Below are 24,976 nucleotides of genomic sequence, written 5' to 3'. Positions count from 1 at the left end.
CCGTCATTTTAGTACGTTAGAACTTGATGCGACCGGTGAAGGCGTCTTTGAGCATTACCCAGTCACCCATCAGCGAATAGAGCGGGTAATCGAAGGTAGCGGGGCGGTTCTTCTCAAAAACGAAATGGCCGACCCAGGCGAAGCCATAACCGATGAATGGCAGACTGATCAGCCACAGCCAATGTTGGGTCATCAGCACGTAGGCCAGCATCACCAGAATCAGAATGCTGCCGACATAATGCAGGCGACGACAAACGGCATTGCTGTGTTCTTGCAGATAATAAGGGTAGAACTCAGCAAAGCTGGTGAAGCGCTCTTGTGCCTTGGTACTCATCACAGCTCTCCTCTTGTTATTGCTGTTTTGACGACTTGCAGCCACGCAGGCTTGGTAGCAGTCTAGGCGCGGGAGTGGATAAACCTACTGACATTTGGTGCCAGATTAGTATCCTTTCGTTGCCATAAGCGCCTAATAAGAACATCACATGACAGAACGCACCACATCCTCAAGTTGGGCGGCAGGGATTGCTGCAGCGCTCGAATACGGTGGCTTGGACAGTAAAAGTCTGTTCACTCAGCTTGGCCTGGATTATTCCTTACTGAGCGATCCGGAAGCTCGTTTCCCTCAGGATGGGATGACTCGCTTATGGCAACGCGCAGTTGAATTAACCGGCAATCCTGCGATTGGCCTGAACATGGCGAAGGTTCTACGGCCATCCTCATTCAATGTGGTCGGTTACGCCTTGATGAGCAGCCGCAACCTCAAGGAAGGTATTTCACGTCTGGTGCGTTACCAGCGAATCATTGCGGAAGGTGCTGATCTTTGCCTCCAGTCAACGCCGGAAGGCTATGAGATCAAGCTGGTTGTTCATGGTGACCGTATTGCTTCGGCTCCGCAGAGCGGTGAGGCATCAATGGCGTACTCGCTGGCGTTTTTCCGTTGGATTACCGACCGGCCTTTGCGGCCGCGCCATGCTTACTTTACGGGGAGTGCTCCTCAGGACTTGACTCCTTATAAGGATGTTTTTCAGTGTCCCATCAGCTTCAATGCACCATGTTGCTCCCTGCTGATGGAGGTCGCTGATATGGAGGCACCACTGCCATCGGCTAATGAGTCGCTGGCACTGTTGCACGATCGGTTTGCCGGTGAATATCTCGCACGCTTTTCCGGCAGCAGGGTGACGCATCAGGTGCGCCAGGTGCTGTGCCGCCTGCTGCCTCAGGGGGAGCCCAAGCGTGAGGTGGTGGCACAGGCGTTGTTGTTATCAGAGCGGACGTTGCAGCGGCGACTGCAAGATGAGGGCACCAGTTACCAGCAATTGTTGGACGACACACGCCGCGAACTGGCGGTGCAGTATCTGGAACAGATCAACCTGACACTGCTGGAAATTTCCTATCTGCTGGGTTTTTCCGACCCGAGCAACTTCTTCCGTGCGTTCCGCCGCTGGTTTGATACCACGCCCGGCGAATACCGGACGCGGCTTAAGCCTTAGTGGCGCCAGAAGGCCGGCAACAGCAGGACCAGAACTGTCAGAATTTCCAGGCGGCCCAGCAGCATACCGACCGTTAGCATCCATTTGGCGGCATCTGGCAGGCTGGCGAAGTTGCCGGACGGGCCGATCACCGGGCCCATGCCGGGGCCTACACCGGCCACAGTACTGGCGGCTCCCGTCAGTGCGGTAATCCAGTCCAGACCACACAGCGTCAGGCCCAACGCCAGAACGGCAATGGTGATACTGAAAAAGAAGGAGAAGGTGAGGATTGAGCGGACGATATCTTCATCCAGATTGTGTCGGTTGTACTGTTGCTTGATCACGGCGCGCGGGTGAATCAACAGCATCAGGTTGGCTTTAAGCAGGGTGTAAGCCACCTGGAAACGGAAGATTTTCAGACCGCCTGCGGTTGAGCCTGAGCAGCCACCGATAAAACCCAAGTAGAAGAACAGCATGCTGGCGAAGCCGCCCCAGAGGGTGTAGTCGCCCAAGGCAAACCCGGTGGTGGTCATGATCGATGTGGTATTGAACGCTACATGACGCAGTGCGTCGTACCAGTGCATATCGGTCGTAAGCCAGTACCAGATCCCAAGAATGAACCAAGTGCACAGCAAAATGGTGATGAAGCCACGCACCTGCTGATCGCGGACCAGCGCCATAAAGTTTCCGCGCAAGGCCGAGGCAAACAGCATGAACGGCAGGCTGCCGAGAATCATCAGGACGATAACGACCCAGTGCACGGCAGGATTAGTCCATTTCGCCAGTGACTGATCCGAGGTGGAGAATCCGCCTGTGGAGATGGCCGACATGCTGTGGTTGATCGCATCAAACACGCTCATACCTGCCAGCCACAGTGCCAGAAACCCCAAAGTGCTGACCCCCACATACGCCGCCACCATGTATTTGGCGACCATATGTGAGCGCGGCATGATTTTTTCAGAGCGGTCTGACGATTCTGTTTGGAACAGACGCATTCCCCCGATGCGCAGCATCGGCAAAATGGCCACCGCCATGGCGATAAAACCGATACCGCCGAGCCAGTGCAGCACCGAGCGCCAGATCAGAATGCCGGGGGACATTTCATCCAGACCAACCAGTACGGTGGCTCCAGTGGCGGTGATCCCAGACATGCTCTCAAACACCGCGTCGGTGAAATCCAAGTGCTGGGAAAACATAAACGGCAGCGCTGCAAACAGCCCCACCAATACCCAGCTGGAGACAGTCAGCAGATACATGTCCCGTGGTCGTAGGTGCACGTCACGGGCACGGCCGTAGAGGACCATGCTCAGGCCGGACATAAAGGTGATCACACTGGACCAGAGAAACGGGTTGATCTCTTCAGGCCGGGAAAACATGGTGAGCGTCAGCATGGGAATGACCATGCTGATGGACAGCGTCAGCAAAAAGATGCCGTTGATGAAGGTGATGATCCGAAGGGTTGGCCAAGCCATTTAACAAAGGTCCATGTCGTCAAGACGAAGCGTTATAGAGTCTAGTCAGTTCAGGGGGTTCCGGCGCAGATCAATGCCGCCAGAACGCTCGGGTCAGCAATACCAGTACGGTGAGAATTTCCAGGCGGCCCAGCAGCATGCCCAGGCTCAGCAGCCATTTGGCAGTATCCGGCAGACTGGCGAAGTTACCGGCTGGGCCAATGATCGGGCCCATACCGGGGCCGACGTTGCACACGGCGGTGACGGCACCGGTCAGTGCAGTGGTCCAGTCCAATCCTACTGCCGCCAGTCCAAGGGCAATCACACCGATGGTGATGGCAAAGAAAAACGAGAAGGTAATCATCGAGCGGACGATGTCTTCGTCGATGGTGTGGTTGTTGTAGCGCTGCTTAATCACCGCGCGGGGATGAATCAGTTGCTGCAGGTTGGCCTTGAGTAACACGTAGGCCACTTGCAAACGGAAGATTTTCAGGCCGCCAGCGGTGGAGCCTGAGCAGCCGCCGATAAAGGTCAGGTAGAAAAACAGGAGGATGGCGAAGCTGCCCCAGGTGGTGTAATCGCCCAAGGCAAAGCCGGTAGTGGTGACGATTGAGGTGACATTCACCGCTGAGATGCGCAGGGCGTCCAGCCAGTCGTTATTCGAGTTCAGCCACAGCCAGGTGCCCAGTACCAGCCAGGTCACCAGCAGGAACCCCAAAAAGCCGCGTACCTGCTGATCACGGATCATGGCCTTGCGATTGCCGCGCAGGGTTGCCACATACAAGGTAAAGGGCAGGCTGCCGCTGATCATCATGATCACCGCAACCCAGTGCACGGCTGGTTGTTGCCAGTGCGCCAGGGATTGATCTGAGGTGGAAAAACCGCCGGTGGAGATGGACGCCATTGAGTGGTTGATCGCATCGAATGGTGTCATCCCGGCCTGCCAGAAGGCCAGGAAACCAATGAGGGTGAGCGCCAGATAGATCACCAGAATGTATTTAGCGGCCATGTGTGAGCGCGGCATGACCTTTTCGCCCCAGTCTGAGGATTCGGTCTGGAACAGGCGCATCCCGCCCACGCGCAGCAGCGGCAGAATGGCCACCGCCATGCCGATAAAACCGATGCCACCGAGCCAGTGCAGCATCGAACGCCAGATCAGAATACCGGGGGAGGTGCTGTCCAGTCCCACCAGCACCGTTGCGCCGGTGGTGGTGATACCTGACATAGTTTCGAAAAACGCATCGGTGTAGCTCATGTGCTGCACCATGATCAGCGGCAGTGCAGCGAAGATGCAGACCACCAGCCAACTGGCGGTTGTCAGCAGGTACATGTCACGCGGCCGCAGGTGTGCTTCTTTTGGGCGGCCAGGCAGCACCATGGCCAGGCCTGCTATGGCTGTTATCAGGCTGGACCAGATGAAGGCGCTGAGGTCGCCGGTAGCGGAGTAGGTCAGCAGCGTCAGCATGGGAATCAGCATACTGACGGCGAGGGTTATCAGGAAAATGCCGAGGATAAAGGCGATGATGCGCACGGTCGGCATTGACATGAACAGACTCGGCAATTGATGAACAAAGGCTGCATTCTACTCTGCACCGGTTTACCTGTGCAGAGCCCTAAGGTGCCGCTTTACAAGCGCTTTGCGCCGAATAAGAATATTCCACTTGCGCCGGTGCTCACCGGTTTCTGAGTCGACCACATCATGTCTGATAACAATCCGTGTCTCACGTGCGGTGCCTGCTGCGCGTTTTTTCGTGTGTCTTTTTTCTGGGGAGAGTGTCAATCGGCAGGTGGAACTGTGCCGGATGACAAAGTGGTACAGATCAGTCCGCATCGTGTTGCCATGATCGGGACTGACGCTAAACCTTCACGCTGCACGGCCTTGATGGGCACTGTAGGTGACGGCGTGCGTTGCACGTTGTATGAGCATCGCTCCTCACCGTGCCGCGAGTTTGAAGCGTCTTGGGTTGATGGCGTACATAACCCACGCTGCGACGATGCCCGCCGCGCCCATGGCCTGCCGCCACTGACGCCGCCTCAGCAGCCGGAAATGTCGCCGGATCGTGTGGCATAGCGTAGAGCATTGTCCCACTTCGGCGTTCAGGTATTAGAATGGCGGACCACTCTACTACCTGAGGTTTCTGATGGATGCTCTTGTCGCGCTGACTGAGCGGGTTTCGGTCCCGCGCCTGGTTGCACCTGCCCCTGATGCGGCGCAGCGTGAACGCTTATTTCAGGCAGCATTGCGCGCCCCGGATCACGGTCAGCTAAAGCCTTGGCGTTTTCTCACCATTGAGGGCGATGGTTTGGTGGAACTGGGCGAGCTGTTTGCTTCATCTCTGCCTGCTGAGAGCACCCCGGAAGCCCTGAACAAGGCCCGTAACATGCCATTACGGGCCCCGCTGATGGTTGTGGTGATTGCTTGTGTGAGTGAGGGCCACAAGGTACCGGTGCAGGAACAGGTGCTCGCGGCTGGTTGCGCGGCTCACGCTATGTTGCTCGCGGCTCATGCCCAGGGCATTGGTGCCGTCTGGCGTACTGGGGATATGGCCTACAACCCGCAGGTGCTGGCCGGGCTGGGCTTGCAAGCCAATGAGCAACTGGTGGGTTATCTCTATTTGGGTACGCCTGAGAAGGAACCTCGGACTGCGCCGCGTCCTGACATCACGCCGTTCATTACGCGCTGGCCGAAGGTTTAAGCGGCAGGCGCAGGGTTGCGATAAACCCGCCATCTTTGTGGTTGGCCAGGATTAGCTGGCCACCATGCCGCTCAGCTGCACGCCGTGCTATGGCCAGGCCAAGTCCATGGCCGTTGGCGGACTGATCCGGAGCCCGGAAGAAGGGCTCGTGGAGTCTGGCCAGGTGCTCTTCAGCTACGCCGGGACCGTGATCGCGCACACTCAGGCAAATCCAGTCACCTTCTTTGCGCGCTAACAGTTCTATGGCCTGTTCCGGCGGATTGAAGCGCAGCGCGTTTCGCAGCAGATTTTCCAGCGCGCTCTGGATCATATCCGCCCAACCGACAAGGGGCAGATTGGGTTCGCATTCGACTCGGAGGTGTTGCACCGGTGCTTCGATGCGGGCGTCTTCCTGCAGTTTCTCGAGCATTTGGCGCAGCGCAATGGTTTGCACGCTGCCGGATTCTGCATCCAGCCGGGCTAAGGTCAGAATTTCGCTGATCAGAGCTTCCAGGCGGTCGCACTCCTGAGTAAGGCGTGGCCAGTATTTCTTTTGCTCGGCCGGTTCGGCGCGCTCGCTCAGGGCAATAGCAATGCGCAGGCGCGCCAGCGGCGAGCGCAATTCATGGGAAACATCACGTAGCAGCTGGCGCTGGCTGCTGATCAGCCCCTGGACCCGTTCGCCCATGCGGTTGAAGTCGGCGGCCAGTGTGCCCAGCTCATCCCTGCGCTTGGCAAGGTGTGCCAAGCTGCTTTGCTGGTAGGCGGTTTGGCCAAGATCATGTACCGCGCCGCGCAAGCGGTTGAGCGGACGGGTGATGGACAGGCTCAGCCAGAGGCTGACGAGGATGACAACCAATAACGCGATGCTGATGGCGCTGATCGGCCACAGTAAACTCTGACGTTGCCATTCAATGACGGCAGGCAGTGGCAGGCGGTAAATCAGCAAGTAGGTTTCGCCGCTTTTCGGGCTGGTGTATTCCACACTCAGGCGCCGCCACGGCAGGCGCTTTTCGTTGGGATGCCGGGCTTCATAGGCGGCGGCTCGGGGAGGGAAGGTACCCCTGATAATGGAGATGCCATTTTCATCCAGCACCTGCACGTCCACCCGGTATTCACGCTTGCGCGCCTCCAGCAATTGCTGCGAAGCATCGGGGCCATCGTTTTCGTAGCGCTGTGTCCAGGCTTCGGCCAGGCCTTTGAGCGCCGGGTGTTGGTTCAACAACCAGGCGTCCTGATTGATAACCCGTCCCAGCAGTAAAGAAAACCCGGCCGTAAGGGCAATGGCCAGCCAGAAACTAGCAAATACACGCCAAAAAAGTGATCGCACACCGGCTCCTTAACCACGCATGACAAAGCCCGTCACACGTGAGGTGTGACGGGCGCTGAGAGACGCCAGATTATTGCGCCTTTTTGTCCTTCTCGGCCTTCCAGGCTTGGAATTCGGCCCGTTCAGCCTGTCGCGCCTGCATCTTTTTTTGCAGCTCGTCGAAGGCTTTCTGCTGCTCTGAATTCAGCAGGCTGCGAATGCTGCTTTGCTGCTTGTCACGGGCAGCCTTGAGTTCGTCCTGCATGGCTTGTTTTTCGGCTGCAGGCAGTTTGTCCAGATAACGCTGGGTGATGTCATGGCGAGTGCGCATGCTTTCTGCCATGGCTTTGTGGATGTCGCGGCTTTGTTCGCGGGTTAGGTTCAGCTGCTTAGCAAAGCGGGGGCCAAAGTCATCGGCGCGTCGGTGTTCACCTTGTGGCATGGCCATAGCCATAGCTGGCAGGGTCAGGGCGATCAGGGCTGCGGTTAGCGTCTTGCGCATGAGTATTTCTCCTTCTCTGAGCCCGGTGGATACCGGATGAGCTCAGTTTAGGGTGGTCAAGGTCAAGCGCAGTCAGGGCAACGTAAAGCTTTGGTAAATAAACGGTTAAACCGCGTAATAGTAGCCACGGCTGCGTAAGGCCAGGATACGTTGACGGCCGTCGCTGTGTGGGCCGAGCTTTTTGCGCAGGTTACTGACGTGCATATCCAGGCTGCGGTCGTACAGGGTTAGTTTGCGGCCCAGAGCCAGCTGCGCCAGCACTTGTTTGTCTACCGGCTCGCCGGGTTGTTGCAGCAGCGCTTCAAGAATGCGGCTTTCGGAGACGGTCAAGGTGACTTCGTGATCACCAATGCTGACGGTGCCTCGGGCCTGACTGTAATGCAGGTCGCCCAAATCGAATTGACTGCTTTGCGCGGGGGTATGGCTGCGCCGCAGCACGGCCCGCAAACGAGCGGTGAGCTCGCGCGGGTCGCATGGCTTAGCCAGGTAATCATCAGCTCCCAGTTCCAAGCCCAATATTCGATCCAGCGGCTCTCCACGTGCTGATAGCATCAGAACCGGCAGGTCTGGATAATCGCTGCGAAGCTTTTTAAGCAGCTCCAGTCCGCTGCCATCCGGGAGCATGACATCCAGCACTACGGCCTCGGGCGTGAGTGCACTTAGGACCTCACGCGCGCTGGCGCCGTCGTGGCAGGCGTTGACCTGGAAGCCTTCCTGGGTCAGCCAGCTGCCCAGCAGTTCGCAGAGTTCGACATCATCGTCTATCAGTAGCAGATGAGACATGGCTTAGTTGAGCCACTCACGGCGGGTCCGCCGGCTTCCACGAAGCAATGCACCGAGCAGAGTGCCGAGCAGGAAAGTACCTGCGCCGATCAGGTACCAAGCTTGTTGTTCGCTAATCAGCGGCGGTGGAGCGCTATTGGCCTGAGCCTGGCTCAGTCTCTGGAGCAGGCGCTGATTTTCTTCGCGGGCAGCTTGCAGCTGAACGTCCTGCTCTGCCGTTTGCTGTTGCAGCTGCAGTTCGAGCGCTGTGGACGCTTGCACTGCTGCAGTCGGAGCAGCCGCAGCCGTTGAGATTTCAGATGACACCGGTGTGGTTTGTTCGGCAAGCACAGAGCAAGGAGCAGATAACGCTGTCAGCAGAATCAGTGAGCCTAATCTCATCGGAAATCCTTAATTATTAGAGGTGGCAGACGTCAGAGGGTTACGGCAGTACACGTTTGAATGGTTTAACCAGAACAGAGGCATACACCCCGGCGGCCCGATAAGGATCGGCTTCAGCCCATTGCTGTGCAGCCGTCAGGGATTCGAATTCTGCCACGATCAGGCTGCCGGAAAAGCCAGCAGGGCCCGGATCGTTGCTGTCTACCGCCGGATGCGGGCCAGCCAGCAGCAGGCGACCTTCATTTTTCAGCTGTTCGAGACGGGCCAAGTGTGCAGGGCGTGCATCCAGACGGCCTTGCAGTGAGTTCTCAGCGTCGGTGGCGATGATTGCGTAAAACATCATGGTCCTTAATCAGTAGGTGTGCTGCTGGCGAGCCAGATAAAAACAGCCAAACTCAGCTTACTTAGGGGAATGGTCGTGTGGGCCAGCAAGAATCGTGATCTGCCTGCATAATAACAAACATGAATGACTCGAAAAGTGCCCGTTATGGAAGTTGATCTACATTGCCACAGTACCGCGTCAGATGGCTCACTCAGCCCGGCTGCGCTGGTGGCCCGCGCCCATGAGCGTGGTGTACGGACGTTGGCGCTGACGGACCATGACACCCTGGAAGGCCTTGAAGAGGCGCGGGCTGAAGCGCGCAAGCTGGGAGTCCGTTTGATAAGTGGCATCGAACTGTCCTGTACTTGGGGCGGGGCGACTATTCACGTGCTGGGTTATGACTTTGATCCTGCCGCTCCCGCTATACAGAAGGCCATCACTGCCCTGCATGAAGGTCGCTGGCTGCGGGCCGAGGAAATCTCCAGGCGTTTGGCTCTTAAAGGCATGAGTGGGGCGCTAGAAGGTGCCCGAGAGATTCAGCAGGCGCTCGGCGACAGCGGTAATGCCCCGGCCAGGCCACATTTTGCTGATTATCTGATACGTGCGGGTTATGTGAAGGATCGTACCGAGGCTTTCCGTAAATGGCTCGGTGCAGGCAAACTGGGCGACGTTAAACAGCATTGGCCAGAGTTGACTGAGACTGTCGGCACACTACGCCGTTCTGGCGCATGGGTGAGCCTAGCCCACCCTTGGCATTACGACTTTACCCGCAGTAAAAGGCGCAAGCTGGTGGCGGAGTTTATAGGTGCTGGCGGGCATGCGCTGGAGGTGGTCAATGGTATGCAGCCTGCAGAACAGGTTGGCACGCTGGCCATTCTGGCGCGAGAATTCGGACTGTTAGTGAGTGCTGGTAGTGACTTCCATGGTCCGGGCCAATGGTCAGAGTTGGGCATGTATCGCCCGTTACCTGACGATCTGCCGCTTCTGTGGCAACGCTTTGGCCAGGCAGAACAACAAATAGCAATCTGATCAGGGATCGAGAGTGAGCCAGTTCTTTCAGATACACCCGGAAAATCCCCAGCCGCGGCTGATCAAGCAGGCTGCTGACATCATTCGCAACGGTGGCGTCGTGGTGTATCCGACCGATTCCTCCTACGCACTCGGCTGTCAGTTGGGTGATAAAGGCGCTCTGGAGAAAATCCGTCGCCTGCGCCAACTGGATGACAAGCACAACTTTACCTTGGCGTGCTCTGATCTTTCTCAGTTGAGCACCTTTGCCAAGGTTGATACGGCCGCCTTCCGCCTGCTCAAGACCTACACGCCGGGCCCTTACACCTTCATTCTCAATGCGACCCGGGAAGTGCCGCGTATCATGCTGCATGCCAAGCGCCGCACCATCGGCATGCGTGTGCCGAGTCATCCTATTGCCCTGGCATTGCTGGCTGAGCTGGGTGAGCCGCTGATGAGTGTCAGCCTGATTTTGCCGGGCGAGTCTCTGCCCATGAGCGATCCTTACGAGATGCGCCAGATGCTTGAGCATCAGGTGGATCTGGTGATTGATGGTGGCTACGGCAATCTCGAGGCTTCTACCGTGGTCAGTCTGCTTGAAGAAGAACCACAGGTGCTACGGGTTGGGTGTGGTGATCCGACACCATTCGGCGCTGAGCGCTGAGCCCGGACGCGAGAACCCCTATGACAGAACAAATTGCCCCGGACCCACAGGCTGGCGCTCAGCAAGAACTGCCATTTGCCGTGGTCTATGGCCAGGCGCTGACCGAGCTGCCGCAGGATCTTTATATTCCGCCGGACGCGCTGGAGGTCTTCCTAGAGGCTTTCGAGGGGCCGTTGGACCTGCTGCTGTACCTGATCCGTAAACAGAATATTGATGTTCTGGATATTCCTGTTGCAGAGATCACCCGACAGTACATGAGCTATGTCGAGCTGATGCGTACAGTTCGCCTGGAACTGGCCGCTGAGTATCTGGTGATGGCTGCTATGTTGGCTGAGATCAAGTCACGCATGCTGCTGCCGCGATCAGCTGAGGCGGATGCTGAGGAAGAAGATCCGCGTGCCGAACTGATCCGCCGCCTGCAGGAATACGAGCGTTTCAAGGCCGCCGCAGAAGGTATTGATGGCCTGAGCCGCGTTGGCCGCGATATAACCGTGCCACGTCTGGATGCACCGGAAGCCCGTGCCCGCAAGCTGTTGCCGGATGTCAGTTTGGAAGAGCTGCTGGTGTCCATGGCAGAAGTACTGCGCCGGGCGGATATGTTTGAAAGCCATCAGGTCACGCGGGAGGTCTTGTCCACCCGCGAGCGTATGAGCGAAGTGCTGGAACGTCTCAAAGGCGGGGCATTTGTACCTTTTGTCAGTCTTTTTACTGCCGAGGAAGGCAAGCTTGGCGTAGTGGTGACCTTTATGGCGGTGCTTGAGTTGATCAAGGAATCATTGGTCGAGTTGGTGCAGAACGAAGCCTTCGGGCCAATCCATGTGCGGGCGCGGGCTGAATAAGCATGAATCTGAATGATCCCCAGGAACTGGCCAGCTTGCTTGAAGCTTTTTTGCTGGCCTCCGGTAAAGCCAACTCCCTTGAGCGGTTGTTCGAGTTATTTGAAGAAGCCGAACGGCCAGAGCCTGGGCTGTTTAAGCAGGCGTTGGAACATCTGGCCAAATCCTGCGAAGGTCGGGCCTTTGAGTTAGTGGAAGTGGCCTCTGGCTACCGACTGCAAGTACGCGAGCGTTTTGCGCCGTGGGTGGGCCGGTTGTGGGAAGAGCGTCCGCAGCGTTATTCCCGGGCGATGTTGGAGACTCTGGCTCTGATCGCCTATCGCCAGCCGATCACCCGAGGCGAAATTGAAGATGTGCGGGGCGTTGCGGTCAACAGTCAGATCGTCAAAACCTTGCTTGAGCGAGAGTGGATTCGTGTGGTGGGCTACCGGGATGTGCCGGGCAAGCCCGCTATGTTTGCCACCACCCGTTCGTTCCTTGATCACTTCAACCTGAAAAGCTTGGATGAGCTGCCGCCACTGGCCGCTCTACGTGAGTTGGAGCCTGAGCCAGCGTTGGCCTTTGATGATGATCCTGCTGTTCCAGAAGGATTGCAGGCACGGGTTGATGCAGCAGCGGCTGAAGAAGAAACCATCGAAGTCTCAGAAGAAACCAGTTTCAGCAGCCTGCTGGCAGAACTGGACTCTATGGAAGTAGGTCTAAAAACCGATTTCGATGACCTGGCTGTTTGGCCAGGTGAGCAGGATGAGCCAGCGTTGGGCCAAGACACTCAAGATGATACCGATGAAGATCGGCCAGTTGCCGAGGAGGAGCCGGTATCAGGCAATTAGGGCGTTGATGTGAAGAATCCATGCATTAAAGTCTGCAAGTTTGATCGAAATATCTGTCGCGGTTGCGGTCGCAGTAAAGCTGAAATTAAAGCCTGGAAAAAGCTCGACAAGGCCGAGCAGCGGGCGGTGTTGGCTGAAGCAGACATGCGTTTGCTGACGCTTTCGGCGTTGTCTTAGGATAAAAACTGAAGGTCTGCTGATCACCAGCTAATCTGAACCGTGCGGTGTACCCATATTTCGCGTATGATCCGCGCCCCTCGATGAGCCAGTCTGGCTCGTCTATTCACCAGATAACACCGGGAGGTGCCCAGATGAGTGAAATCGAAGAAATCCGTCCTGCAGGCGAGAAGCTGCAAAAAGTCATGGCCCGTATGGGGCTGGCGTCCCGCCGTGAAGTTGAAGCCTGGATCACCGCTGGCCGCGTTAAGGTCAATGGTGAAGTGGCCACGTTGGGTATGCGCGTTGACCTGCATGACGCCATTGCCGTTGATGGCAAGGTGATTCGCCGCGAAGAGCGTGCTGAAACCGTTCGCCGCGTCATCATCTACAACAAGCCAGAAGGTGAAATCTGCACCCGTGACGACCCTGAAGGCCGTCCGACTGTGTTTGATCGTCTGCCGCGTCCGCGTGAAGGCCGCTGGATCAATATCGGTCGTCTGGATATCAACACCACCGGTTTGCTGATGTTCACCACTGACGGTGAGCTGGCTAACCGCCTGATGCACCCTTCGTATCAGATGGACCGTGAATACGCTGTGCGCGTACGTGGTGAAGTCACTGAAGAGATGATCGAGCGTCTGAAGGCTGGCGTCATGCTGGAAGACGGCCCAGCTAAGTTCACTGATATTCAGGAAGCGCCGGGCGGTGAAGGCTTTAACCACTGGTATCACTGCGTGGTGATGGAAGGTCGTAACCGTGAGGTACGCCGTCTTTGGGAATCCCAGGGCGTTGTGGTCAGCCGTTTGAAGCGCGTGCGTTTCGGTCCGGTATTCATGACTTCTGACCTGCCGATGGGGCGTTGGCGTGAGATGGGGCAGCGTGAAGTCGATATCCTCAGTGAGGAAGTTGGCCTCAAGCCGGTTGCCTTGCCAGAGATGAAGGAAAAGGCCCGTGACAAGCTGGAGCGTATGCAGCGCAAGGCGGCCAAACCTGTACGTGGTGAGCGCCCGGCACGCACGCTGCGTCCGGCCAACGGTTCGCCAGCCTCTGCTGAAGGCGGGCGTGGGCGCGCCTCGCGTCAGGAACAAGGTCGTGGTACGCCGGTGGCGGAGCGTCCGGCTGAAGTAGGCAAGAAGCGTCAACGTCCTGGCATTGAGCTGACTGAGCGTCCGGGTCGCAAGCCAGCAGGTGCTGACAAACGCCGCAGCCAGCCGGCCCGGGACGGTCAGCGTCCTGGCTTTGGCCGTGGCCGCAAGCCTGAATAAAGTCTGGCAGATGCTAAAAAGGCGACCTTAGGGTCGCCTTTTTTATGCGCATCTATGAGGCAGCAGGTTTTAGCTGGCCATAGACAGACGGTTACGGCCGGCGCGTTTGGAGGCATACATAGCGCAGTCAGCACGGTGCATCAGGCTGTCTTTCGACTCGCCCGGTTGCAGGCTTGCACAACCAAGGCTGATCGACAGCGTCATGGCTTCGCCGTTTACCACATACTGGGTGTTCATCACCGCCTGGCGCAGGCGCTCACCCACCATGGAGGCTGCTTCCTGGCTAGTGTTGGACAGTAGCACCAGAAACTCTTCACCGCCGATGCGGAAGACCATGTCGACATTGCGCAGGCTGGATTTCAGAGCGCCTGCTACGGCTTTCAGGGCTTCATCGCCGGTACCATGGCCATGGTTGTCGTTGATCTGTTTAAAGTGGTCGATATCGATCATTAGGATCGACAAAGGCTGCAGGTTGCGCCGGGCAATTTCGATTTCGCGGCCCAGCGCCTGCTCCATGGCAATGCGGTTGCCGGTCTCAGTCAGCGGATCACGCAGCGCAGAATGTACGGCAACTCGGTAGAGCAGGGCGTTGCGCAGGGGGTAGACCAGGCTGGCCAAGAGTGATTCCAGCTGTGCGAGTTCTTCTTCTCTGAAGCGGACGCTGCGGCGGAAGGTCAGCTCACCTAAGTATTGGTCCTGATGATTGAGGTGGTAACTGGCGCAGTGCGTGGCGCGTTCACCCAGTTCGAATCGCAGGTCGCAGGAGCTCAGCTCGTAGCTCAGGGTGTTCAGCGGGATTAGCTGCTGCACCTCGTTGAAGAACATCTCGATGATGCGCTCCACTTCCAGTGAGGTTTGCAGGCGCAAATTGAGCTGCTGACGCAACTGCGCCAAGCTGATTGGCTTGATCGGCTTCTGTGCAGGCTTGGTGTAGCCAAGGCGTTGCAGTTTGGCGGTATCAAAATCAATAGTGTTGGTTGGTTTACGCGGTGACATGAAACTCTACCTCTAACCCGTAACGCGGTAATGTATGGGCTAGAGCGATTTTCATGCCAACCTTGATAAGCCTTGAATTTACTGGCTTTCAGAGGTGTTGGAGAGCGGTAGTGGCAAATGTTTGCCGGAATTTTGCCGTGCGTAGTGGCTAATTGCTGTCTTTGCGGTTATCACCGCCGGAAAACCGGCGGTGATGCGGGGGTCACTGGGCGTCGAATGCTTTGCCGTTGACGCCTTTGCTGTCGGGACCCATCAGGTACAAATAGACCGGCATGATGGCTTCGGGCAGAGGGTTGTTCTGCGGGTTTTCACCAGGGTAAGCCTGGGCGCGCATGTCGGTGCGGGTTGCACCTGGGTTTACGCTGTTTGCGCGAACATTGCTGATGCCTTCGACTTCATCGGCCATCACCTGCATCAGGCCTTCGGTGGCAAATTTTGACACCGCGTAGGCGCCCCAGTACGCCCGTCCTTTGCGGCCGACACTGCTGGAGGTGAATATCACTGAAGCATCGTCCGAGAGTTTCAGCAGCGGCAGCAGGGTGCTGGTCAGCATAAACATGGCGTTGACGTTGATCTGCATGACGCGCATGAAGTTATCGCCAGACAGCTGTTCCAGCGGAGTGCGTGGGCCGATGATGGAGGCATTGTGCAGGAGACCGTCAATTTTGCCGAACTCGGCTTCGATCATGGCCGCGAGTTCGTCGTACTGGTGTGGCAGTGCGGTTTCCAGGTTGAACGGAATGACCGCAGCTTGTGGGTATCCCGCGGCTTCGATGGCATCGTAAATGCGGGCCAGATGATCTTCTGTTTTGCCCAGCAGGAGCACGGTAGCGCCATGGGCAGCATAGCTCATGGCCGCTGCAGCGCCGATTCCGCGACCTGCGCCTGTGACCAGAATTACCCGGTTTTTCAGCAGGTCAGGGCGGGCAGTGTAATCAAACATGAATAAGCCTCATTGATTCATTTGTGGCTGCGTGGGGATTCAGCAGCCGCATTGAGCGCGTTCAAGAACGTCACGCAGTTCCATGGGACTGTCCACCACCACGTCTGCGCCCCAGTTACGGGGATTGTCCTGAGGATGGATGTAGCCATAGCTGACTGCAGCTGTTTTGCAGCCTGCGGCCCGGCCCGCTTCGATGTCCCTTTCGTCGTCACCGACAAACAGGGTGGCTGACGGCGCTACGCCCATTTTCTCGCAGGCGAGCAGGATCATCTCTGGATCGGGCTTGCTGCGGCTGACGTGGTCAGGGCAGACCAACACGGCAGAGCGTTCGGCCAGGCTGAGTTGCTGCATGATCGGTTCGGCGTAGCGTACTGGTTTGTTGGTGGCCACGCCCCAGATCATATTGGCCTGCTCAATTTCATTGAGCAGTTGACCAATGCCGTCGAATGGGCGGGTCAGGACTGCGCAGTGGTTTTGGTAGCGCTCCAAAAACTCCAGGCGCAGGGCTTCAAAGCCGTCGTCATCCACGCTCATATTGAAGTTGGCGGCGACCATGGCACGGGCTCCACCGGAGACGTTGTCACGGATCAGTTTGTCCGCAACCGGCTCCAGCCCGCGCTCTGTACGCATTGCGTGACAGATGGCGATAAAGTCGGGGGCGCTGTCGAGTAGCGTGCCATCCATGTCAAAAAGTACTGCACGTAAACGCATGCCCCTTATTCCTCGCGCAGAGTCTGGATCATATAGTTGACGTCCACATCCGGGGCCAACTTGTAGTGTTTGGTCAGCGGGTTGTAGGTCAGTCCGATAATGTCTTTGACCTGAAGATTGGCAGCGCGGCACCAAGCGCCGAGCTCGGAAGGGCGAATGAATTTCTTGAAGTCATGGGTGCCGCGTGGCAGCAGGCGCATGATGTATTCCGCACCAATGATGGCGAACATGTAAGCCTTGGGGTTGCGGTTGATGGTGGAGAAAAACACCTGGCCGCCGGGTTTGACCATTTTGTAGCAGGCGCGGATGACCGAGGCGGGGTCGGGTACGTGCTCAAGCATCTCCAGGCAGGTGACCACATCAAACTGGGCGGGCATTTCCTCGGCCAGCGCTTCTGCGGTGATCTGGCGGTATTCAACCTGTACGCCAGACTCCAGCTGGTGTAGCTGTGCTACAGCCAGCGGTGCTTCGCCCATGTCAATGCCGGTTACGTTAGCGCCGCGCTGGGCCATAGCTTCGCTGAGAATGCCGCCGCCACAGCCAACGTCCAGCACTTTCTTGCCAGCCAGACCGACGCGCTGGTCGATCCAGTTGACGCGTAGTGGATTGATGTCGTGCAGGGGCTTGAACTCGCTTTCACGGTCCCACCAGCGGTGGGCCAGTGCTTCAAATTTGGCGATTTCGGCGTGGTCTACGTTGCTCATAAGGTTCCCTGAATCAGAGTGCGGCAAGGGTGAGAGCCAAATAGCTCATGTTGCCAGTTTAGTCGGGTGCATTGGGCGTCTGTTGCATGGCAGACGTATGTCAGTTTGTCGCAGCGTTTGTCATGCAGATGTGCCCGTCTGGCCGGTTCGGATCTTTTCACCCCACGCGCGGGCGGTGTCGATGATGCGTTGCTCGTCCATGCGCAGCAAGGCGCCGCTCTCCAGCAATTGCTTGCCGCCGACCCACAGGTGCTCTGTACAGGCGCTGCCTGCGGTGTAAATCAGCTGTGAAAGTGGGTCATACACTGGCTGCTGGGCCAAGTTGTTAAGATTAAACACTACCAAGTCGGCCTGTTTGCCGACTTCCAGCGAGCCGATCTGGTCATCCAGTCCTAACGCTCGGGCACCGTTAAGTGTGGCCATGCGCAAGGCTCGGTGGGCGTCTAGGGCGCAGGCCGATCCGGAGACCGCTTTGGCCAGCAGGGCTGCGGTGCGGGTTTCGCCAAGCAGGTCGAGATCATTATTGCTGGCTGCGCCGTCAGTACCGATGGCTACGTTGATGCCCGCTTGCCAGAGTTTTTCAACCGGGCAGAAGCCGCTGGCCAGCTTCATATTGGATTCCGGGCAATGAATGATGCTGCTGTTGCTGGTGACCAGTAGTTCGAGGTCGTCATCATTTATCTGGGTCATATGCACGGCCTGGAAACGCGGGCCCAAGAGACCGAGGCGATTGAGTCGGGCCAGGGGACGTTCGCCCCTTTGCTCCAGGCTCTGGCGAACCTCATGGGCGGTTTCGTGAACGTGCATATGAATGCCTGCGTCCAGCTGGTCGGCTAGAACCCGAATGTTCTCCAACTTGTCATCGCTGACGGTGTAAGGAGCGTGAGGACCAAAGGCGACTTTCAGGCGCGGATGGTGGCGCAGGTCATCAAACAGTCTCATGCCGTTGCGCAGAGCTTCTGCGGCATCACGGGCACCGGGAATCGGGAAGTCGAGGATGGGTAGGGTGATCTGGGCGCGAATGCCGCTTTCGTGAACTTGCCCGCAGGCTGCTTGCGGGTAAAAGTACATATCCGAAAAGCAGGTGATTCCGCCTTTCAGCTGTTCGGCAATGGCTAGTTCGGTGCCATCCTGCACGAACTGCTCGGTGACCCATTTGGCCTCAGCTGGCCAGATGTGCTTTTCCAACCAGGTGGTCAGCGGTAAGTCGTCTGCAATACCACGAAACAGGCTCATTGCTGCATGCCCGTGGGCATTCACCAAGCCCGGCGTCAGTAGCCGCCCCGGCAGTTCCATCACGTGTTTGGCTTGATGCTTTAGCGCATCTGCGCGGGGCGCGATCAGTACGATTTTTCCGTCCGCTACGCCCAAGCCATGGTTCTTCAGTAGCACGCCCGCAGGTTCGACCGGGACCAGCCAGTCCGGCAGGAGCAGCAGGTCAAGCACAGGGCGGGGCATGGCGGGTTCTCCATAACGCATAAAAAAGAGGGGGAGTGTATAGGGGAACGCCTGGGTCATGAAGGGTTGTCAGTGAGCTGTGCATAGGTTTGGCCGACCTTGTGCCTATAATGGCCGGCTGAGTATGGGGGAGTGATGCGCGATCAATTGTTATCGACCGAGGTGGTCTGTTCAGTCCGCTGGTGCGACGGCGCTGTGCATATTCTGGATCAGCGGATGCTGCCGGATAGAAACGTTTGGCTGCCGTGTGTGGAAGCGACTGAGGTCGCCCAGGCAATTCGAACCCTGAGCGTGCGTGGTGGTGCGGCAATCGCCATCTGTGCAGCATATGCAGTGTCGATGTCTGTTCGGCGTCATTTTCGCTGTAGTGAGCAGTGGTTTGAGTCTGTGCTGAGCGACATTGCTGAGCTGGAGTCGGCGCGGCCTGCAGTCTTTAACTTGTTGCAGGTGTTGGCGCATATGCGTGAACAGTTGCAGCGACACTCAAGTGCTGATCATCTGCCAGCGCTGATGGAGGCTGAAGCAGTGGCGATTCATCAGGCTGACCGTGAAGCCAATCTGGCCATGGCGGAATATGGTATAGGGCTGATTCGGCGTCATCAGGAAGGTGCGCAGTGTCTAATGACCCACGGCAATGCCGGGGCATTGGCAACCGGAGGGTTTGGTACAGCGTTGGGCGTCGTGCGTGCCGCTTGGCGACGGCAACTGGTTGAACGCATCTACACCGATGAAACCCGGCCGCTGCTGCTGGGGTCGAGGCTAACCGCCTGGGAGCTGGCTCAGGAGCACATCCCTGTCACTGTGGTGGCGGATTCTGCAGCTTCTCATTTAATGAAGATGGAGCCGATCACCTGGCTGGTGTTAGGTGCGGACAGAATTGCCGCAAATGGCGATGTGGTCGGCAAAATTGGCTCTTACCAGCTCTCCGTGGCAGCCATGCATCATGGCGTTCGAGTTATGGTGGTGGCATCGAGCTGCTGTATCGATATGTCGTTGTGCCATGGTGATGAGCTCGTTCTGGAAGAGCGTGCGGCTGGAGAGCTTCTGGCGATGGCCGGTGAAGGCCTGGGCGGAGAGGTTGCAGCATTTAATCCGGTATATGACATCACGCCTGCCGATCTGATCGACTTCCTGGTGACGGAAAAAGGCGTTGTAGAGCGTCCGGATGCCGAGAAACTGGCACAGTTAATGTGCCGTAAACGTCTGCATTGACACCAGTCGCTGTCTGTACCGTCTACTCGCTGCTCTAAGGGATAGGTGCAGCGTACTGTTTGTGGTAAGCTCCGGCGGTTTCAGGGGCCCTTGATGGGGCCTCTTACCAGCGCTGATAGATGGCATAACTGATTGATTTGTCGTGAGTCGCTGTAAGCCGTAAGGCTGGGCGACTGGCTCCCTGTCATTCAGGACGAATGGCGCGGAGTTTCACCAGAAAAAGGAACCAGGCTACTCATGGGCGAACTGGCCAAAGAAATCCTCCCGGTCAATATTGAAGACGAACTCAAGCAGTCTTACCTCGACTACGCAATGAGCGTAATCGTCGGTCGGGCACTGCCTGATGCACGTGATGGCTTGAAGCCTGTACACCGCCGCGTGCTGTTTGCGATGAGCGAGTTGGGCAACGACTGGAACAAGCCATACAAGAAGTCCGCCCGTGTGGTTGGTGACGTAATCGGTAAATATCACCCGCACGGTGACACCGCTGTATACGACACCATCGTACGTATGGCCCAGCCGTTCTCCCTGCGTTATCTGCTGGTAGATGGTCAGGGTAACTTCGGTTCTGTGGACGGCGACAACGCTGCAGCCATGCGATACACCGAAGTGCGTATGACCAAGCTCGCTCACGAGCTGCTGGCTGACCTGCACAAAGAAACCGTGGATTGGGTGCCGAACTATGACGGCACTGAACTGATTCCGGCGGTCATGCCGACCAAAATTCCAAGCTTGTTGGTTAACGGCTCCAGCGGTATTGCTGTTGGCATGGCGACCAACATCCCGCCGCACAACCTCACTGAGGTGATCAACGGCTGTCTGGCCCTGATCGAGAACCCGGAGCTGACTGTGGATGAGCTGATGCAGCACATCCCAGGTCCGGACTTCCCTACTGCGGGCATTATCAATGGCCGCGCCGGTATCATCGAGGCTTACCGCACTGGCCGTGGCCGCATTTACATGCGCGCCCGTGCTGAAGTCGAAGACATCGACAAGAGCGGTACCCGCCAGCAGATCGTCGTGACTGAGCTGCCTTACCAGCTGAATAAGGCGCGCCTGATCGAGAAGATCGCTGAGCTGGTCAAAGAAAAGAAAATCGAAGGGATCACCGAGCTGCGCGACGAGTCCGACAAGGACGGTATGCGCGTGGTGATCGAGCTGCGCCGTGGTGAAGTGCCAGAGGTTGTGCTGAACAACCTGTACGCGCAGACCCAGATGCAGAGCGTGTTCGGTATCAACGTCGTAGCGTTGATTGACGGTCAGCCGCGTGTCCTGAACCTTAAAGACATGCTCGAAGCCTTTATTCTGCACCGTCGCGAAGTGGTTACCCGCCGCACCGTGTTCGAGCTGCGCAAGGCGCGTGAGCGTGGCCATATCCTTGAAGGGCAGGCCGTTGCGCTGTCAAACATTGATCCGGTTATTGCCCTGATCAAAGCCTCGCCAACCCCGGCAGAAGCCAAGCAGGCGCTGATCAGCACTGCGTGGGAATCCGCCGCCGTTGAAGCAATGGTTGAGCGTGCCGGTGCCGATACCTGCCGCCCGGAAGACCTAGACCCGCAATACGGTCTGCGTGATGGCAAGTACTTCCTGTCACCGGAACAAGCTCAGGCCATTCTGGATCTGCGCCTGCACCGCCTGACCGGTCTTGAGCATGAAAAACTGCTGGCCGAATATCAGGAAATTCTGACTCAGATTGGTGAGCTGATTCGCATCCTGACCAGCGCCGAGCGCCTGATGGAAGTGATCCGCGAAGAACTGGAGGCGATTAAGGCTGAATTCGGCGATGACCGTCGCACCGAAATCGTTGCATCGCGCATGGACCTGACCATTGCCGACCTGATCACCGAAGAAGAGCGTGTTGTCACTATTTCCCACGGTGGCTATGCCAAGAGCCAGCCGCTGCATGCCTATCAGGCTCAGCGCCGTGGCGGTCGCGGTAAGTCGGCGACTGGCGTGAAAGATGAGGATTACATCGAGCACCTGTTGGTTGCCAACAGCCATGCCACGCTGCTGCTGTTCTCCAGCAAAGGTAAGGTTTATTGGCTGAAAACCTACGAAATCCCGGAAGCCTCCCGCGCTGCACGTGGTCGTCCGCTGGTGAACTTACTGCCGCTGGATGAAGGTGAGCGTATCACCGCCATGCTTCAGGTCGATCTGGAAGCCCTGCAGCAAAGTGGTGGTGACGAAGACGAGCTGGACGATGCCGAAGGCGTCGTGTTGGAAGGTGAGGTTGTTGAGGCTGAAGGCGCTGAGGACGGCGATTCCGAGGTGGCGGATGACGAGCAGGACGAGCCGACTGGCGCCTACATCTTTATGGCAACCGCGTTCGGTACTGTGAAGAAGACTCCGCTGGTGCAGTTCAGCCGTCCGCGTAGTAGCGGTCTGATTGCCCTGAAGCTGGAAGAGGGTGACACCCTGATCGCGGCTGCCATCACTGATGGTGCGCGTGATGTGATGATGTTCTCTGACGGCGGCAAGGTTATCCGCTTCAAGGAAAAACACGTCCGCACCATGGGGCGTACCGCTCGCGGTGTGCGCGGCATGCGCCTGATGGAAGGTCAGCGCATCATTTCCATGCTGATCCCAGAAGGTGGCGCGCAGATCCTGACCGCCTCCGAGCGTGGCTACGGCAAGCGTACCGAGATTCAGGAGTTCCCACGCCGTGGTCGTGGCGGTCAGGGCGTTATCGCCATGGTCAGCAACGAGCGTAACGGCAAGCTGGTTGGGGCTGTGCAGGTGCTCGACGGTGAGGAAATCATGCTGATTTCTGACCAAGGCACACTGGTGCGTACCCGTGTTAGCGAAATTTCATGCTTGGGCCGTAACACGCAGGGTGTAACCCTGATCAAACTGGCCAAGGATGAAACCCTGGTTGGTCTGGAGCGCGTACAGGAACCGTCGGACGATGGCGAAGATGAGCTGCTGGAAGGCGAAGAAATTGCCGACGTTCAGGCAGAGGATGCCACTGAAGCCGATGCGGGCGAGGATGCAGCCCCGCTAAGCGAAGAGTGATCTGTCGGGGCGGCTTAGGCCGCCCCGCTGGTGTAGTGTCTGGCGGGCCGTGGAATTCCACGGCCGCCCTATTTTTGAGCGAGAGTGGATGTGAGCAAGCGAGCCTTTAACTTCTGCGCCGGCCCGGCCGCGCTTCCTGAAGCAGTGTTGCAACGCGCCCAGGCTGAACTCCTGGATTGGCAGGGTAAAGGTCTGTCAGTCATGGAAATGAGCCACCGCAGTGACGAGTACACGGCGATTGCAGCCAAGGCCGAGCAAGACCTGCGCGACCTGATGGCGATTCCGAACAACTACAAGGTGTTGTTCCTGCAGGGTGGCGCGAGCCAGCAGTTTGCTGAGATTCCGCTGAACCTGCTGCCTGAAGACGGTGTTGCTGATTACATCGACACCGGTATCTGGTCGAAAAAGAGCATTGAAGAAGCCAGCCGCTTCGGCAATGTAAATGTCGCCGCCAGCGCTAAGGCATACGACTACTTCGCCATTCCGGGGCAGAACGAGTGGAAGCTGTCTAAGGACGCTGCTTACCTGCACTACGCCAGCAATGAAACCATTGGTGGTCTGCAGTTCGACTGGATTCCAGAGGTGGGCGACGTGCCGCTGGTGACAGATATGTCTTCCGATATTCTGTCCCGCCCAGTGGATGTGTCCCGCTACGGCCTGATCTATGCCGGTGCGCAGAAGAATATCGGCCCGAGCGGCCTGGTTGTGGTGATTGTCCGCGAGGACCTGCTCGGCCGCGCCCGCAGTATTTGCCCGACCATGCTCAACTACAAAATTGCTGCCGATAACGGCTCCATGTACAACACCCCGTCGACTTTTGCTTGGTACCTGTCTGGCTTGGTCTTTGAGTGGCTGAAGGAGCAGGGCGGTGTTGAGGCGATGGAGAAGCTGAACCGTGCTAAGAAAGACCTGCTGTACAAAGCTATCGACAGCAGTGACTTCTACAGCAACCCGATCAGCGTCAATGCTCGTTCGTGGATGAACGTGCCTTTCCGCCTGGCTGATGAGCGTCTGGATAAGCCGTTCTTGTTGGGGGCCGATGCGCGCGGTCTGTTGAACCTGAAAGGTCACCGCTCCGTTGGCGGCATGCGTGCCTCCATTTATAACGCTGTGGGTCTGGATGCAGTCGAGGCGCTGGTTGCCTACATGGCCGAGTTCGAGAAGGAGCACGGCTGATGTCTGAGCAGGAGCTGCAGGCATTGCGTCTGCGTATCGACAATCTTGATGAAAAGATTCTCGAGCTGATTAGTGATCGCGCCCGCTGTGCTGAAGAGGTGGCGCGCGTCAAGATGAAAGAGCTGGCAGAAGGTGAAAAGCCGGTCTTTTACCGTCCGGAGCGCGAGGCTCAGGTGCTTAAACGCATCATGGAGCGCAACAAGGGGCCTTTGGGTAACGAGGAAATGGCGCGGTTATTCCGCGAAATCATGTCTTCCTGCCTGGCTCTGGAAAATCCGCTGCGTGTGGCATATCTCGGTCCTGAGGGTACGTTCTCCCAGGCTGCCGCAATGAAGCACTTTGGACATGCAGTGATTAGTGTGCCGATGGCGGCCATTGATGAGGTGTTCCGTGAGGTGGCAGCCGGTGCGGTCAACTTCGGTGTGGTACCGGTTGAGAACTCTACCGAAGGTGCGATCAACCACACCCTCGACAGCTTCCTTGAGCATGATCTGGTGATCTGTGGTGAGGTTGAGTTGCGCATTCACCATCACCTGCTGGTGGGCGAGAACACTAAGACCGACAAAATCACCCGTATATACTCCCACGCACAGTCCTTGGCTCAGTGCCGCAAGTGGCTGGATGCGCACTATCCGAATGTGGAGCGTGTGGCGGTTTCCAGCAATGCCGATGCCGCCAAGCGTGTCAAAAGCGAATGGAACAGTGCGGCGATCGCCGGTGATATGGCGGCTAAGCTCTATGACCTGAGCAAACTGGCCGAGAAAATTGAGGACCGCCCGGACAACTCCACGCGCTTCCTCATTATCGGTAATCAGGAAGTGCCGCCGACAGGGGATGATAAGACTTCGGTGATCATTTCCATGCGCAACAAGCCTGGTGCTCTGCATGAGCTGCTGGTGCCATTCCATAACAATGGCATCGACCTGACTCGTATCGAAACGCGTCCTTCGCGCAGTGGTAAGTGGACCTATGTGTTCTTCATTGATTTTGTCGGCCATCACCGTGATCCGCTAATCAAGGATGTCCTGGAAAAGATCAATCATGAAGCCGTGGCCGTGAAGGTGCTGGGCTCATACCCGAAAGCGGTTCTTTAAATTGCTCCACCAGCTT

Annotated in this window: 26 protein-coding genes; 13 read left to right on the top strand and 13 right to left on the bottom strand. The window is 57.4% G+C overall.

The window, feature by feature from the left end:
* Positions 1-16 precede the first annotated feature (16 nt).
* Positions 17-334, bottom strand: coding sequence for an Mpo1-like protein (locus AO726_RS02015; RefSeq protein WP_058066372.1), 318 nt, complete (start codon positions 332-334; stop codon positions 17-19).
* Between the two features lie 148 nt (positions 335-482).
* On the opposite strand from AO726_RS02015, the gene AO726_RS02010 reads away from it, so the two are divergent.
* Positions 483-1,490: an AraC family transcriptional regulator gene (locus AO726_RS02010; RefSeq protein WP_058066371.1), complete on the top strand. Its 1,008-nt coding sequence runs from the start codon at positions 483-485 to the stop codon at positions 1,488-1,490.
* Here AO726_RS02010 and AO726_RS02005 read toward each other — a convergent pair.
* Together AO726_RS02005 and AO726_RS02000 are read right to left on the bottom strand one after the other, a co-directional pair.
* A complete protein-coding gene (locus AO726_RS02005; protein ID WP_058066370.1) occupies positions 1,487-2,941 on the bottom strand; it encodes a TrkH family potassium uptake protein in 1,455 nt (484 codons plus the stop codon). The two genes, AO726_RS02010 and AO726_RS02005, sit on opposite strands and share 4 nt — an antisense overlap.
* Before the next feature lie 70 nt (positions 2,942-3,011).
* On the bottom strand, positions 3,012-4,466 hold the full coding sequence (locus AO726_RS02000) for a TrkH family potassium uptake protein (RefSeq protein ID WP_058066369.1): 1,455 nt from the start codon (positions 4,464-4,466) through the stop codon (positions 3,012-3,014).
* Between the two features lie 153 nt (positions 4,467-4,619).
* Between AO726_RS02000 and AO726_RS01995 the strand changes: the two genes are divergently transcribed.
* Both AO726_RS01995 and AO726_RS01990 read left to right on the top strand, forming a co-directional pair.
* Positions 4,620-4,991 (top strand): YkgJ family cysteine cluster protein, encoded by a 372-nt coding sequence (locus AO726_RS01995; protein WP_058066368.1) that lies wholly within the window; start codon positions 4,620-4,622, stop codon positions 4,989-4,991.
* 70 nt (positions 4,992-5,061) lie between these two features.
* Positions 5,062-5,616, top strand: coding sequence for a nitroreductase family protein (locus AO726_RS01990; RefSeq protein WP_058066367.1), 555 nt, complete (start codon positions 5,062-5,064; stop codon positions 5,614-5,616).
* On the opposite strand, the gene AO726_RS01985 is transcribed toward AO726_RS01990, so the two are convergent.
* From AO726_RS01985 to AO726_RS01965, 5 genes are all read right to left on the bottom strand, one after another.
* Positions 5,594-6,925: a sensor histidine kinase gene (locus AO726_RS01985; protein WP_058066366.1), complete on the bottom strand. Its 1,332-nt coding sequence runs from the start codon at positions 6,923-6,925 to the stop codon at positions 5,594-5,596. The two genes, AO726_RS01990 and AO726_RS01985, sit on opposite strands and share 23 nt — an antisense overlap.
* A gap of 70 nt (positions 6,926-6,995) precedes the next feature.
* Positions 6,996-7,406 (bottom strand): LTXXQ domain protein, encoded by a 411-nt coding sequence (locus tag AO726_RS01980; RefSeq protein WP_058066365.1) that lies wholly within the window; start codon positions 7,404-7,406, stop codon positions 6,996-6,998.
* A gap of 105 nt (positions 7,407-7,511) precedes the next feature.
* A complete protein-coding gene (locus AO726_RS01975; RefSeq protein ID WP_058066364.1) occupies positions 7,512-8,189 on the bottom strand; it encodes a response regulator transcription factor in 678 nt (225 codons plus the stop codon).
* A gap of 3 nt (positions 8,190-8,192) precedes the next feature.
* Positions 8,193-8,570 carry a hypothetical protein gene (locus tag AO726_RS01970; RefSeq protein WP_058066363.1) on the bottom strand — a complete coding sequence of 126 codons (378 nt, stop codon included), beginning with the start codon at positions 8,568-8,570 and terminating at the stop codon, positions 8,193-8,195.
* Positions 8,571-8,610: 40 nt separating this feature from the next.
* On the bottom strand, positions 8,611-8,910 hold the full coding sequence (locus AO726_RS01965; RefSeq protein WP_058067069.1) for a YciI family protein: 300 nt from the start codon (positions 8,908-8,910) through the stop codon (positions 8,611-8,613).
* Between the two features lie 147 nt (positions 8,911-9,057).
* Between AO726_RS01965 and AO726_RS01960 the strand changes: the two genes are divergently transcribed.
* The 6 genes from AO726_RS01960 to rluB all read left to right on the top strand — a co-directional run bounded on the left by AO726_RS01960 (position 9,058) and on the right by rluB (position 13,654).
* The gene (locus AO726_RS01960; RefSeq protein ID WP_058066362.1) at positions 9,058-9,921 is read left to right on the top strand and encodes a PHP domain-containing protein; all 864 of its coding nucleotides are present in this window, start codon (positions 9,058-9,060) and stop codon (positions 9,919-9,921) included.
* Positions 9,922-9,934: 13 nt separating this feature from the next.
* Complete coding sequence (locus AO726_RS01955) at positions 9,935-10,564, top strand: L-threonylcarbamoyladenylate synthase (protein WP_058066361.1); 630 nt, start codon at positions 9,935-9,937, stop codon at positions 10,562-10,564.
* A 140-nt stretch (positions 10,565-10,704) separates the two neighbouring features.
* The gene (locus tag AO726_RS01950; protein WP_162491572.1) at positions 10,705-11,403 is read left to right on the top strand and encodes a segregation and condensation protein A; all 699 of its coding nucleotides are present in this window, start codon (positions 10,705-10,707) and stop codon (positions 11,401-11,403) included.
* A 2-nt stretch (positions 11,404-11,405) separates the two neighbouring features.
* The gene (gene scpB, locus AO726_RS01945) at positions 11,406-12,230 is read left to right on the top strand and encodes an SMC-Scp complex subunit ScpB (RefSeq protein WP_058066359.1); all 825 of its coding nucleotides are present in this window, start codon (positions 11,406-11,408) and stop codon (positions 12,228-12,230) included.
* 9 nt (positions 12,231-12,239) lie between these two features.
* Positions 12,240-12,407, top strand: a complete 168-nt coding sequence (locus tag AO726_RS01940) for a DUF1289 domain-containing protein (RefSeq protein ID WP_058066358.1) — start codon at positions 12,240-12,242, stop codon at positions 12,405-12,407.
* A 134-nt stretch (positions 12,408-12,541) separates the two neighbouring features.
* Positions 12,542-13,654, top strand: a complete 1,113-nt coding sequence (rluB, locus tag AO726_RS01935; protein WP_058066357.1) for a 23S rRNA pseudouridine(2605) synthase RluB — start codon at positions 12,542-12,544, stop codon at positions 13,652-13,654.
* A 69-nt stretch (positions 13,655-13,723) separates the two neighbouring features.
* Here the strand turns inward: rluB and AO726_RS01930 are convergent, their stop codons facing one another.
* The 5 genes from AO726_RS01930 to AO726_RS01910 all read right to left on the bottom strand — a co-directional run bounded on the left by AO726_RS01930 (position 13,724) and on the right by AO726_RS01910 (position 18,466).
* Entirely contained in the window at positions 13,724-14,650 is a 927-nt protein-coding gene (locus tag AO726_RS01930) for a GGDEF domain-containing protein (RefSeq protein WP_058066356.1), read from the bottom strand.
* Between the two features lie 202 nt (positions 14,651-14,852).
* Positions 14,853-15,593 carry a YciK family oxidoreductase gene (locus AO726_RS01925; RefSeq protein WP_058066355.1) on the bottom strand — a complete coding sequence of 247 codons (741 nt, stop codon included), beginning with the start codon at positions 15,591-15,593 and terminating at the stop codon, positions 14,853-14,855.
* A gap of 39 nt (positions 15,594-15,632) precedes the next feature.
* Positions 15,633-16,304 carry an N-acetylmuramic acid 6-phosphate phosphatase MupP gene (gene mupP, locus AO726_RS01920; RefSeq protein WP_058066354.1) on the bottom strand — a complete coding sequence of 224 codons (672 nt, stop codon included), beginning with the start codon at positions 16,302-16,304 and terminating at the stop codon, positions 15,633-15,635.
* A gap of 5 nt (positions 16,305-16,309) precedes the next feature.
* The gene (ubiG, locus tag AO726_RS01915; RefSeq protein ID WP_058066353.1) at positions 16,310-17,008 is read right to left on the bottom strand and encodes a bifunctional 2-polyprenyl-6-hydroxyphenol methylase/3-demethylubiquinol 3-O-methyltransferase UbiG; all 699 of its coding nucleotides are present in this window, start codon (positions 17,006-17,008) and stop codon (positions 16,310-16,312) included.
* A 120-nt stretch (positions 17,009-17,128) separates the two neighbouring features.
* On the bottom strand, positions 17,129-18,466 hold the full coding sequence (locus tag AO726_RS01910; RefSeq protein WP_058066352.1) for a TRZ/ATZ family hydrolase: 1,338 nt from the start codon (positions 18,464-18,466) through the stop codon (positions 17,129-17,131).
* A gap of 135 nt (positions 18,467-18,601) precedes the next feature.
* On the opposite strand from AO726_RS01910, the gene mtnA reads away from it, so the two are divergent.
* From mtnA to pheA, 4 genes are all read left to right on the top strand, one after another.
* Complete coding sequence (gene mtnA / locus AO726_RS01905) at positions 18,602-19,678, top strand: S-methyl-5-thioribose-1-phosphate isomerase (RefSeq protein ID WP_058066351.1); 1,077 nt, start codon at positions 18,602-18,604, stop codon at positions 19,676-19,678.
* A 237-nt stretch (positions 19,679-19,915) separates the two neighbouring features.
* Positions 19,916-22,690, top strand: a complete 2,775-nt coding sequence (gene gyrA / locus AO726_RS01900; protein WP_058066350.1) for a DNA gyrase subunit A — start codon at positions 19,916-19,918, stop codon at positions 22,688-22,690.
* A 90-nt stretch (positions 22,691-22,780) separates the two neighbouring features.
* Positions 22,781-23,866 (top strand): 3-phosphoserine/phosphohydroxythreonine transaminase, encoded by a 1,086-nt coding sequence (gene serC / locus AO726_RS01895; RefSeq protein ID WP_058067068.1) that lies wholly within the window; start codon positions 22,781-22,783, stop codon positions 23,864-23,866.
* Positions 23,866-24,960: a prephenate dehydratase gene (gene pheA / locus AO726_RS01890; protein ID WP_058066349.1), complete on the top strand. Its 1,095-nt coding sequence runs from the start codon at positions 23,866-23,868 to the stop codon at positions 24,958-24,960. The genes serC and pheA overlap by 1 nt, the downstream gene beginning before the upstream one ends.
* Positions 24,961-24,976: the final 16 nt, after the last annotated feature.

It is taken from the genome of Pseudomonas sp. TTU2014-080ASC, assembly GCF_001446935.1.
GTDB lineage: Bacteria > Pseudomonadota > Gammaproteobacteria > Pseudomonadales > Pseudomonadaceae > Aquipseudomonas.
This window is presented reverse-complemented; position numbering and strand designations above follow the sequence as displayed.